At 41.2% G+C, this 12,149-nt stretch carries 12 protein-coding genes; 6 read left to right on the top strand and 6 right to left on the bottom strand.

The window, feature by feature from the left end:
• The first annotated feature begins 1 nt into the window (after window position 1).
• The 4 genes from AC1Q59_RS09320 (at window position 2) to AC1Q59_RS09335 (ending at window position 3,679) form a co-directional block, all read left to right on the top strand.
• Entirely contained in the window at window positions 2–844 is an 843-nt protein-coding gene (locus AC1Q59_RS09320; RefSeq protein WP_492365538.1) for a MetQ/NlpA family ABC transporter substrate-binding protein, read from the top strand.
• A 117-nt stretch (window positions 845–961) separates the two neighbouring features.
• A complete protein-coding gene (locus tag AC1Q59_RS09325) occupies window positions 962–2,026 on the top strand; it encodes a C45 family autoproteolytic acyltransferase/hydrolase (protein ID WP_492365539.1) in 1,065 nt (354 codons plus the stop codon).
• A 134-nt stretch (window positions 2,027–2,160) separates the two neighbouring features.
• Window positions 2,161–3,504: a sodium-dependent transporter gene (locus AC1Q59_RS09330; RefSeq protein WP_492365540.1), complete on the top strand. Its 1,344-nt coding sequence runs from the start codon at window positions 2,161–2,163 to the stop codon at window positions 3,502–3,504.
• A 25-nt stretch (window positions 3,505–3,529) separates the two neighbouring features.
• Complete coding sequence (locus AC1Q59_RS09335) at window positions 3,530–3,679, top strand: hypothetical protein (RefSeq protein ID WP_492365541.1); 150 nt, start codon at window positions 3,530–3,532, stop codon at window positions 3,677–3,679.
• A gap of 95 nt (window positions 3,680–3,774) precedes the next feature.
• On the opposite strand, the gene AC1Q59_RS09340 is transcribed toward AC1Q59_RS09335, so the two are convergent.
• The 5 genes from AC1Q59_RS09340 to AC1Q59_RS09360 form a co-directional block, all read right to left on the bottom strand.
• A complete protein-coding gene (locus AC1Q59_RS09340) occupies window positions 3,775–4,530 on the bottom strand; it encodes an amino acid ABC transporter ATP-binding protein (RefSeq protein WP_492365542.1) in 756 nt (251 codons plus the stop codon).
• Between the two features lie 16 nt (window positions 4,531–4,546).
• Window positions 4,547–5,260, bottom strand: coding sequence for an amino acid ABC transporter permease (locus tag AC1Q59_RS09345; protein WP_492365543.1), 714 nt, complete (start codon window positions 5,258–5,260; stop codon window positions 4,547–4,549).
• Between the two features lie 14 nt (window positions 5,261–5,274).
• A complete protein-coding gene (locus AC1Q59_RS09350) occupies window positions 5,275–5,982 on the bottom strand; it encodes an amino acid ABC transporter permease (protein ID WP_492365544.1) in 708 nt (235 codons plus the stop codon).
• A gap of 17 nt (window positions 5,983–5,999) precedes the next feature.
• Window positions 6,000–6,869: a transporter substrate-binding domain-containing protein gene (locus AC1Q59_RS09355; protein ID WP_492365545.1), complete on the bottom strand. Its 870-nt coding sequence runs from the start codon at window positions 6,867–6,869 to the stop codon at window positions 6,000–6,002.
• A 184-nt stretch (window positions 6,870–7,053) separates the two neighbouring features.
• Entirely contained in the window at window positions 7,054–8,214 is a 1,161-nt protein-coding gene (locus tag AC1Q59_RS09360; RefSeq protein ID WP_492365546.1) for an acyl-CoA dehydrogenase family protein, read from the bottom strand.
• 189 nt (window positions 8,215–8,403) lie between these two features.
• On the opposite strand from AC1Q59_RS09360, the gene AC1Q59_RS09365 reads away from it, so the two are divergent.
• Together AC1Q59_RS09365 and AC1Q59_RS09370 are read left to right on the top strand one after the other, a co-directional pair.
• Window positions 8,404–9,546 carry a trans-sulfuration enzyme family protein gene (locus tag AC1Q59_RS09365; protein ID WP_492365547.1) on the top strand — a complete coding sequence of 381 codons (1,143 nt, stop codon included), beginning with the start codon at window positions 8,404–8,406 and terminating at the stop codon, window positions 9,544–9,546.
• 261 nt (window positions 9,547–9,807) lie between these two features.
• Window positions 9,808–11,139, top strand: a complete 1,332-nt coding sequence (locus tag AC1Q59_RS09370; protein ID WP_492365548.1) for a GntT/GntP/DsdX family permease — start codon at window positions 9,808–9,810, stop codon at window positions 11,137–11,139.
• Window positions 11,140–11,200: 61 nt separating this feature from the next.
• Here AC1Q59_RS09370 and AC1Q59_RS09375 read toward each other — a convergent pair whose 3' ends face one another.
• Window positions 11,201–12,046: a MurR/RpiR family transcriptional regulator gene (locus AC1Q59_RS09375; protein ID WP_492365549.1), complete on the bottom strand. Its 846-nt coding sequence runs from the start codon at window positions 12,044–12,046 to the stop codon at window positions 11,201–11,203.
• Window positions 12,047–12,149: the final 103 nt, after the last annotated feature.

Consider the following 12,149-nt stretch of genomic DNA (forward strand, 5'->3'; position numbering starts at 1 on the left):
CATGAAAAAATGGTTTTTAGCAATTATTTTATTATTGGCTGTGGGCGCATTAGCAGCTTGCGGCGGCTCTGACAGCAAGGATCAATCAAGTGAAGGTGCAACAGGTGAAGAATCAAAGGAAATTAAACTGGGTGCAACAGCCGGCCCATACAGTGACATGCTTAAAAAGGCAATCATTCCTGGACTTGAGGAAAAAGGCTATAAAGTGGAAGTCATTGAATTTAGTGATTATATCCAGCCAAACAAAGCACTGGATAATGGCGACATTCAGGCAAACCTGTTCCAGCACACCATTTACCTAGAAAACTTTGCAAAAGAAAATAAGATGGATTTAACAGGATTAATTTCGGTCCCAACTGCTCCAATGGGAATTTACTCTAACACTTATAAGTCTATAGATGAAATAGAAGATGGTGCGACAATTACTGTACCTAACGATCCAACAAACGCTGCACGTGCATTTAATACACTTGAAGATCAAGGATTAATTAAATTAGATGAAGGTGCAGATCCGCTAACTGTTTCTGAAAAGGACATTGCTGAAAATAAGAAAAACCTAGTATTTCAGCCAATTGAAGCAGGACAGCTGCCACGTTCCGTAGAAAGTGCAGACTTAGCTGCTGTTCCAGGAAACTTTGCACTAGCAGCGAAAATGGACCTGCTTAGCGCACTTGCCCTTGAGGATATGGATGATAAATACCGAAATGTTGTTGCTGTAAAAACAGCTAACAAGGATTCACAGCTATCCAAGGATATTAAAGAAGTTGTTGAATCAGAGGGATTTGAAAAGGTGATTGACGAAGAATTTAAAGGATTCGGCAAACCTGACTGGATGACAAAATAATAACTGATGAAGGCTTTCCTGGCATTGTCCGGGCGGGCCTTTTTTTCTTTGGCTTTATTTTTTTCCTTCATTTAAGTATTCTTAACATATTACTCAGTAAAAAAGAGGGAGTTTATTTTGAAACAGATTTACAGTGATATTATACAATTTCGCGGGACACATTATGACTTCGGCTATTTGCAAGGGGAGATATTACGGGATTCCCTTTCAGTGAGAAACCGTGAGGATCAATGGAAGGTAAGAAAACCTAGGTTTTCAATCGATATAAATGAAGCTAAGGAAGCCATTACCCGATTTGCCCCTGGGGTTTGGGATGAATTGATTGGACTTCAGGATGCGTTGGAATGGCCAATGGAAAGGGTATTAAAGGAGTTTGGCGGTTATCGTTTGAATTATGTCCGCTCAGGGTGCTCGATACTAACAGGGGAAAATTATTTAATTCGCAATTATGATTATCACCCGAAGACCTATGAGGGACGCTATGTTTTCTTTCAGCCTTCAGATCAAGGATATGCCATTATTGGACCAAGTCAAAGGGTGACTGGACGAATGGATGGAATGAATGAGAAGGGGCTTGTGATCGGATATAACTTCATGCATCGGAAAAACCCGGGAATTGGCTTTATTTGCTGCATGATTGGCCGGCTGATTCTTGAGTCATGTGCAAATATCGACGAAGCTTCAGAAATGCTAAAGGAAATTCCGCACAGGCATTCCTTTACATACGTCGTCTATGACAAAAGTGGAAAAGCCTATGCCGTTGAGGCTTCGCCAAGAGGGGTTGAAGTGCGGCAGACTATTGCGTGCACCAACCACTTTGAAATTATGAAGCACGAAAACCGAAATCATTTAGGTGATTCAGAACGCAGGCTAGGTATTTTACAAGATCATCAGGAAACCGTTAAGGAAGCTTACCAGGCATTTCGCTTGTTGAATGACACTGACAAAGGTGTCTTTTCCGACCTTTACGGCAGCTGGGCAGGAACCATTCACACAACTGCCTATTTGCCAAAAGAAATGAAGGCATGGATTTCCTTAGGCGGAGACAGGGAGCCAACTGAATTCGCCTTTGCCAGCTGGCTGCAAGGACAAAACCTGGAACAAAACCGGATAATAGGAGAAATCGACACCGATATTCCATTCCTGCATATGGACAAAAACGCCAATTGGTATAAAAAGTAAACGTGTCACTGCATTAACGCACTGGGGGCCTGACCCCCGACGCGGCACCGCATTAACGCGATGGGGGTCAGGCCCTCGATATGGTAACGCGTTAATGTGGTAAGGAGCATTTTTTTAGGTAAGGGGGGGTTTTTTTGGACAATGAGAGAGATCATTGGTCATCGAAGTTTGGTTTTATTATGTCTTCTGCGGGAGCAGCGATTGGCCTGGGGGCCATTTGGAAGTTTCCCTATGTGACAGGGATGAGCGGGGGAGGAGCGTTTTTTCTTCTTTTTGTTATTTTTACGATTTTAATTGGTTTTCCTATGCTGGTGTCTGAGTTTATTATCGGCCGCGGAGCACAGAAGGAGGCGGTTTCAGCTTATAAAAAGCTTGCTCCGAACAGTATTTGGGTCATTACTGGCCCGTTAGGGGTCATTGGCTGTTTTCTGCTTTTGTCCTTTTATGCTGTTGTCGGCGGCTGGGTATTGATATACAGCATCATGGCCGTTGGAGGAACGGTTATTCAGGCCAATACCAGCTATCCTGATTTATTTGGCAGCATTACAGCAACACCTTATATAACTTTAATTGGTCTAGCTGCGTTTCTCCTGATTAATGTCGTTGTCATTTCTTTTGGAATTCAGAATGGAATTGAAAAGGCTAATAAATATATGATGCCGCTTCTGTTTATTTTCTTTATCGTTCTTGTGATACGATCTGTTTCCCTTGACGGAGCCATGGAAGGGATTAAGTTTTTTCTAACCCCAGATTTGTCGAAAATGACAGGCGAGTCGGCTTTATATGCTTTGGGGCAATCCTTTTTTGCTCTGGCTGTAGGGTTTTCCTGTATGGTTACATACAGCTCCTATTTAGAGAAAAATGTCAGCATTCCATCTTCTGCGGGAACCGTGGTCGCCATGAATATTTTTGTATCGTTTCTTGCAGGGCTTGCTATTTTTCCAGTCGTATTTGCCTTCGGATTTGAACCGACGGAAGGACCTGGACTATTGTTTATCGTTCTGCCAGCCGTTTTTTCACAGATGCCGTTCGGCGAATTCTTTTTGGCTATCTTTTTAGTGTTATTCCTATTTGCTACTCTAACTTCATCTTTCAGTTTGCTGGAAATCATTGTTTCAGCATTTACAGAAAGCCGACGATATTCAAGAAAGCAGATTACATGGATGTCCGGCATTATTGTTTTTGTCGCCGGCATTCCGGCAGCTCTTTCGTTCAGCCTGCTGGAGAACTTTAAGCTCTTTGACAAAACAGTATTTGATGCAACAGATTTTCTTGTCAGCAACATCATGCTCCCATTAGGCTGCCTGCTGATAGCGTTATTTATCTCTTTAAGAATGAACAAACAGCTGGTAAAAGAGGAATTCACCTTAAGCAACTCTTTGCCTCTAGGTTTATTTCAGACATGGAGTTTTCTTATGAAGTGGATTGTCCCGATTACTATTATCGTGGTCTTTTTAGGGACCTTGGGCATTATCTAATAATAGCTTCTGGAGGGTAACGGAATTGATGGGGCAGAACGATCCCCCGCCAGCAGAAAAACAGCGGATGAGGGAATCGAAGTGTCAAAACGATGCCCCCGCCAGCAGAAAAACAGCGGATGAGGGAATCGAAGAGTCAGAACGATGCCCACACCATCGAAAAAACAGAGGATGAGGGAATCGAAGAGGCAGAACGATGCCCGACCAGTGAAAAAACAGATAAGAATAAAATGAAACAAAAACTGCCCGCTGAAAGCGGGCAGTTCTACATTAAATATAAAACGTATAATCCTCCGGCAGTACTCTTTTTAAAAACTTCTGTGTTCGCTCTTCCTTTGGAGTGACGAAAATTTCCTGCGGTGTTCCTTCCTCGACAACGACTCCTCCGTCCATAAAAATCACGCGATTGGCGACATCCTTGGCAAAGGACATTTCATGGGTAACAACCAGCATCGTTGTTCCTTCTTTGGCGATATTCTTCATAACCTCTAAAACTTCGCCGACAAGTTCCGGGTCCAAGGCAGAGGTAGGTTCATCAAAGAGAATGATATCCGGGTTTAAAGCAACCGCCCTGGCGATGCCAACCCGTTGCTGCTGTCCGCCGGAAAGCTCGCTTGGATAGGCATCGTATTTCTCTGAAAGCCCGACTTTATCCAATGCCTTCTTGCCGATTTCAATTGCATCGTTTTTTGGAACTTTTCTCCCGATGATTAATCCCTCGGTTACATTTTCCAAAGCAGTCTTGTTATTAAATAAATTATAGTTCTGGAACACAAAGGCGATTTTTTTTCTGATTTGATAGATTTGTTTTTTCGAAGCTGACCCGAGATTGACCTCCGTTTCACCAAAGAGGGCACTGCCGGAATCAGCCTTTTCAAGGAAGTTAATACACCGGAGCAAGGTGGTTTTTCCTGAGCCGCTCGGACCAAGGATAACAACCACATCTCCTTTATCAATCTTTAAATCTACCCCTTTTAAAATTTCATTCTTCCCGAAGGATTTTCGGATATCTTTAATTTCCAGCATGTTTTCAACTCCCTTCTTAGGCAGCCGCTGCTTTATATTTTGTCAGCCTTTTTTCATAAACTTTAAATAAGTACTCTACTAAACTGCAAATAATCAAATAGACGATAAATATATCCAAATAGGCTTCAACATAATTGTAGCTGGCATTTGCCGCTACTTGGGCACGCAGTGTAATTTCATGAAGCGATAGGGCATACCCTAATGATGTTGCTTTAATGAGGTTAACTGTAGCCGTACAAATATTTGGCAAGGCCACAACCAGTGTCTGCGGTATAATAATTCTTCTGAAGGCCTGCACATTTGTCAGACCGACTGACTGGGCTGCTTCCAATTGCCCTTTGCTGACCGTACTAATGGAGGAACGAAAGACCTCGATTAGAATAGCCGTTGTATTTAACGAAAAAACGATAAACGCGTACCAAATGGGATTAATTTCGTATACATTTATGTTGATGCCGTACTCTTTAAAAATAGAAGACAGCAATAGGGGAACACTGTTGTAAATAATGAAAATTTGCACGATGACAGGCGTTCCTCTGACAAAAGAAACATATACTTGGGCAAATCGGTTTAAAACAGGTATCTTGTTAATTCTCGTTAACGCAAGCAAAAAGCCGAGAGGGAGTGCAATCAGCAAGGAAACAACCGTAATCAATAAGGCGATAGGCACTCCCGATAGAGCTACGAAAAATGTATCAATTAAAAATTCAAAATCCAGACCATCCGACATGTTTTTTTACCACCTTATGTCGTTTTAATCACTTGCTTTCCTTTACTAAATAACTTTTCTAATCTAAAGAAGAATTGTTCAATGGCAATCGATAGAACCCAATAAATTAAGGAAAGCGCAATATAGATTTCCAGAGCATGGGCATTGATGTTGCCAGCAATAATGAGATTGGCTTTACCCATGACATCAATTAAACCAATCGTGTATGCCAAAGATCCTTCTTTCATTAATTCCAGCAGGCTGTTGCCGAAGTTTGGCAGGGCAACGACAAAAGCCTGTGGAAAAATAATTCTCCAGTAAGCTTGAACAGGGCTTAGTCCAACGCTTACAGCAGCTTCATATTGTCCTTTATCAATAGATTCATAGGCACTTCTGATCACTTCTGACATATAGGCCCCAAATTGCAGGGAGAAGGTGATGATAACAAATACAGATGTGTCTAAGGAATTCAGGTCAATGCCAAAGCTTCCGGCAAGGGCTGGAACGCCATAATAAACAAGAAATAAGAGAACGATAGATGGTGTACATCTCAGAATCGTTGTATAGCCATTAGCAATCTTTTGGCCAATCTTATTTTTTCCAAGTTTCATAATGGCGAGTATTAGCCCTATGATCGATCCGAAAAGTACGGATAAAACAGTAACGTAAAAGGTTACCTTTAGGAAGGGGATTAGCATCGGCAGTGCTTCAAAAATATAGGACGCATCGAAGTACTTCTCCATTTACATCTCCACCTATTTTATCTAGAGACTTTATCCAAAACTTCGAATAAATCTCTGCCATAAAACTCAACGCTTAATTCATTTGTCTTTTTCTCTTCTTTTAGCTTTTTGATCGCTTCATCATAAGCATCTGCAAATTCCTGTTCTTTTTTATTGAATAGAGGCCATGTTTTTATTACGTTAAACTCGTTATAGACAACTTCGCCAGCGAGGTTATGATAGGGGCCCTCTTCATCAAGTACCTGTTTCTTAAAAGGACCTTCAATCTGTACACCGCCATCTACACGTCCTTCATTAACCCATTGAACAACGTCTACAGAGAACTGATCTCCGGCTTGAAGTTTTACAGGGTTGTCAGGGTTTTTCTGATTGTATTCATCAATAACCGTATATTGGGCATTGTTTGCGGCAATTGGCGCTAATGTTAATCCAGCTGATGCAAAGTCCTCAAGAGTTTTAATGTTCTCATTTTCCTTTTTTAAGACAAGCCCAATGCTGCTAAGTCCTAGGAACTCTTTAGGGTAGATAAAGTTTTTCGTTCTTTCCTCTGTCCAGAAGGCATTTTTTACACCTGCTTGATATTTGCCCTGCTGAACACCGATGAGAAGATCATCGCTTGTTGTGCCGACATATTCGAATTCATATTCTGGAAGCATTTCATCAACAAGCTTCATCACTTCCACGTCATATCCCGTTGGATTGCCGCTTTCATCCAGCCAGGAAATTGGCTTTGAGGCCTGGTCGTAGGCAATTTTTACTTTTCTGACATCTGTGCCGTCATCACCAGTCGAGCTTGAGCTAGAAGTATCGCTTGACCCGCACCCTGCCAGCAGAGTTAAAACCGTTAAACCTGCTGCAGCAAATTTGAAAAATCTTGTTCTTTTCATGTATACCAATCTCCTTATCTAATAATTTTAATTCATAGTATTTCACTTGGTTAAATTGGTTATTAATTATAATAGTCTCGTGCCCTTAGGATGTCAACCAATTTTGAAAATTTATAAGATAAAAATAGTAAAATCATAAAAAAAAGAGCATCAGCCTTACAGCTGTATGCTCCGAAAAAAGTTATTATTTGTTTTTCGCTTGCTCGATTGCTGTCATGGCCAATTTGCTGATGGTCATATCATCCATCGGCGGATTATGAAGGCCTGCCCTTACATTTCTGTAATACATCTGCAGCGGGTTCGTCCGCTGCAGGCTCTTTGCACCTACAAGTCTCATAGCCTTATCAACAATATTGATGGCTGCATTGGTGACAGTATGCTTAACGGCACCGAGCTCATTTGTAATAAATGGCCTTCTTGCTGGGTCGTCATAGGCTTGCGCTACACTGTAAATAAAGTGCCTAGCGCGCATTAATTCTAAATCGATTTCACCTATGTGATGCTGGACATTCGGCAACTGGCTGATAGGGCCTTTTATGCTGTTGGGAGAATGTTCATTGGCAAACTTTATGGCATAATCTCTTGCAGCCTGAGCGATGCCTAAATAAGCTGCAGGTATATGCAATATCCAGCCATTTGGTTTGTTTCCCCTTGCACCATCGGGAATTTCTACAAGCATTTCATCCTCTACGGCCACATCTTCAAGTACAAGATCATGACTTCCAGTACCTCTCATGGAAATAACATCCCATGTTTCCTCAATGGAAAGTCCTTCTGAATCTTTATGAATGAGGAAAAATCCAATTGATTGCTTTTCTTCAATCCATGCAGAGGTTAAGAAATACGTTAGCGCAGGCGACATGGTGGTGAAATTTTTCCGGCCGGAGATGACCCAGGTCCCGTTCCTGCGGATGGCCTGTGTACCAGGGCGCCCGCCTCTTGTTGGGCTTCCAGTTTGTGCTTCGCTGACAGCCCGGTTGACAAGGGCTCCTTTAAGGACTTCATCAGCAAAAAAGCGTAAGCTCTCTTCCTTCCATAGCTTTTCTTCAAAAATATCTCCTGTACCGCCAAGGTGCCATCCAATGGATAGCGCTGTATTAGCATCAAAGCTTGCTAATGTTTCCTGAAAGAGAATCATATCGGTCACTCTCGCTCCATCACCGCCGTAAGATTGCGGAAGTGTAAGCTTTGTGTATCCCATATCGATAAGCTCCTGAATATTTTGTTTAGGAAAGACGGCATGTTCATCAATTTCAGGTGCTCTTTCTTTGAATGACGCCTCTTTTTCAAATAATTTTTCCAGCCAGGCTTTTTGAAAATCTGTATTTATAAATAATTGAAGCACGTAGATCCCTCCTGTGGATTCACCCTTCTAATTCCGATTGGTTTTATAGGAAATATTAAAGAACGAACCTTTTTTTGTCAAGAATTTTCCTGAATATATTTAACTTATAATACTTATAGGAATATTGTGCATTTTGAGTTAAAATAAGTTGTATTCTCCATAGCTAATAACACAAAGAAGGTGCTTATTTTGGAAAAAAGATTTGAAACAATGGTTTTACACAGCGGCTTAAAACATAAAAAGCCCATTAAGAGCAAAGTGACGCCAATTTATCAAACCTCTGCATTTACCTTTGAGGACCTTGATGATATGGAAGCCTATTATCATGGGGAAGGCAATTATTTATATTCACGTGTAGGGAATCCGAATACGGATGAACTCGGACAAGCTGTTGCTGCGATTGAAGGGGCGCCAGCCGGAGCTGCAGCCTCATCAGGACTTTCGGCAATTATGGCTGCGATTCTTTCCGTTGTAAAAAGCGGTGATCATATCGTTGCTGCAGATGATATTTATGGAGGCAGCTTCCATATGCTTCAGGAAGAACTTGAACAGTTCGGCATCTCCTCGTCATTTGTTTCATTTGCTGACCTTCAGCAAATCGAGCAGGCGATTCAAAAAAATACAAAACTCCTTTATACCGAATCCATTACCAATCCGCTTTTGCGGGTGGAAGACATAGAGTCTGTCGTTCAATTAGCTAAAAAGTATAGCCTTGCTACAATTGTTGATAATACATTTGCTACACCATTCCATTGTACTCCATATCTTACTGGCGTTGATTTAGTTGTTCACAGTGCAACGAAGTATATTGGGGGACACAGTGATATTACCGCAGGGGTCGTTGTTGGCAGCGAAAGCTTAGTAGCAAAGGCCAAAGCCAAAATTGTCAACCTTGGTGCAAATGTAAGCCCATTTGAAGCCTGGCTGACATGCCGCGGATTAAAGACACTTGCTTTAAGAATGAAAGTCCAGTCCTCAAATGCTAGGATATTAGCTGAAGCTTTAAACGATAATTCTCATATTGAAAAGGTTTACTATCCATTTAACGAAACAGAGTCAGGCTACGGTGCAATGGTAACCATCAGGCTTGCAAACACGGTTGATGTCAGCCAATTTTTTAAAAACCTTTCATGGGTAAAGATTGTTCCGACGCTTGCAGGGGTTGAAACTTCAGTTTCTCATCCATTGACCACTTCGCACCGGGCACTGCCAAAAGAGACAAGCGAAGCGCTTGGCATTACCATGGAGGTTGTTAGAATCTCAGTCGGTATTGAACATGAACAAGACATTATTTCTGCATTTGAGCAGGCAATTAACAGTTCATTAATATAAAGCTTTAAGAATGAATTCATCCATTTTCTAGGGTGGATTTATTTTTTTTGCCAAATTTAATTAATCCTTCTTGCAGATACGCAAGGTATCCCATTCAATTGGGCAGGTTAAATAGAAAAAAGAGAGGATGCAGGCAGTGGGTGAATTTTTTTTTCTAAAATTACATTGTATTAAGAAATATTTTTTCGTATAATTATTGGTGCTGAAAGTGCTTTCATTATATGGATGAAATAAAATACTAACAAGAAGGGCGGCATTTTCGTGGACGCATATTTATTATTGATTACGCTATTATCAATTGTCATCGTTATATTAGGTGTATCCTGGTTTAAGTGGCATGCGTTTATTAGTTTAACTGTTGCAAGTCTATTCTTAGCGATTCTCGCGGGAATGTCCTGGGATAAAATTGTCGGCGCGTATGAAACCGGTGTCGGCGGTGTTTTAGGACACCTGGTTGGAATTTTAGCGCTGGGGACTATTTTAGGAAAAATGCTCTCGGAATCTGGGGCAGGTTTACAAATTGCCAACTATTTTGTCAGGGTATTTGGTGAAAAACGCGTTCCTTGGGCTATGTTTTTCTCTGGATTTATTATCGGCATTCCGGTGTTTTTTGAAGTTGGAATTTTGATTCTGCTGCCATTGGTGATTTCCGTTCAAAAAGCAACCAAGAAAAATATTTTATTAATTGCTTTGCCTGCAATTGCAGGGCTTTCCATTGTACATGGGCTGGTGCCGCCTCATCCAGGTGCCATTGCAGCCATAGGCATATATGGGGCCAATCTTGGGCATGTACTGCTATATTCGTTAATTATTGCTCTTCCTGCAGGCATTATTGGCGGACCGCTTTTTGCCAATTGGATTCACAAACGGGTGATACCTGAAGGCGAGCCAGAGCTTGTTAAGGTAGAGGACACATCGGACAAGAATTCTATTCCTGGAACAGGTGTATCCTTTCTCTCTATCCTTATGCCGGTTATTTTGATGATACTTGGAACAGCTGCACCATATCTGCCGCTTCCAGCTGGGGGGCAATCGTTTTTAACTTTTATTGGAAGTCCTCTGATTGCTTTACTCATTTCCTGTTTCCTTGCGTTTTATTTCCTTGGCTTCCGTCAAGGCATGACAAAACAAAAGATCAAGGATTTTACAGAGGAATGTATTTTGCCGGTCGGATCCATTATTTTAATTATTGGTGCTGGCGGGGGCTTTAAGCAGGTTTTAATTGATAGCGGTGTTGGAGATACGATTGCCAATATGTCAGAAAATATAGCGCTATCTCCGCTTATTCTCGCGTTTTTAATTGCCGGATTAATCAGGATTGCGACAGGTTCGGCAACTGTAGCATTGACAACAGCCGCTGGGATTGTTTCGCCAATTATTGCAAATATGTCTGGGGTTAATCTTGAATTGCTTGTTATTGCCACAGGTGCTGGTTCATTGATGTTCTCGCATGTGAATGACGCGGGTTTCTGGATGGTGAAGGAATACTTGGGGCTATCCATTAACGAAACCTTTAAGACGTGGACTGTGCTGGAAACTGTCCTATCCTTCACCGCCTTTGCCGGTGCGCTCATTCTTGATATTTTTGTTTAACTCTAGCAGGCTCCAAAGTAGATTTGAATGTAAAAAGACTCCCAATAAAAAGAGAGTCTTTTTACATTCTCGTTTCTGAAATGGCGTCTCTGACACGCTCTAGGGAATGTTTGGCTTGTTCTTTTTTCATAATCATGACATTAACATACAGGGCATCTATAATGCTTAATTGGGCAATTCTTGAAGAAAGTGCTTCCGAGCGGTATTCTGTTTCTTCTGAACTGGTATATAAAGACACGTCTGCGTCCTGTCCCAGCGGCGATTTTGGGTAACCTGTAATGCCAATGGTTTTTGCCCCATTTCTTTTGGCTGTTTTTAAAATATTGATGGTATCTTTGTTAGTTCCAGAATGAGAAATGACAACAGCAACATCCTTTTCTGTCAGCTGGGAGGCAGACATTAACTGGAAATGCGAATCAATAAAGGCAAACACTCTGGTGCCGGTTCGGATGAACTTGTGGAAGGCATCCATTGCGCTAACCGATGATCCCCCGGTGCCATAGAATTCAATCTTATTAGCCTGGGTGAGCAGATTTACCGCATTTTTTATGGATGAGCCATCTAATAGATGTAATGTATTTTCCAGGGTTTGAATGTTTGATTGAAAAATTTTTTTAGTAATCGTCTTTTCATCATCTGTTTCGTTAATTTCTTCATGTATTTGCTGAATTGGCGTGATAACCTCTGAGGCAAGAGCAATTTTCATGGATTGGTAACCTTTGAAACCAATTCTTTTGCAGAAGCGAAAAACAGTAGCATCTGCAACATTTAAATCTTCAGCGACTCCATTGATGGTGCTGTGAATAATTCCTTCAGGGTTACTTAAAATATAATCAGCAATTTTTTTCTCTTTTTCACTTAAACGAGCATAGTAAGATCTGATTTTCCCAAGACAATTCTGCGACATTAGAGTCTCATCTCCAATAAGAATGATAGGTATAGTATATCAAATGAAAAAATATTTTTTCATTAACTTTTATTATCGAAATTTTTTTCGTATAATATGAGCT

It is taken from the genome of Cytobacillus sp. MT66 (genome assembly GCF_058792595.1).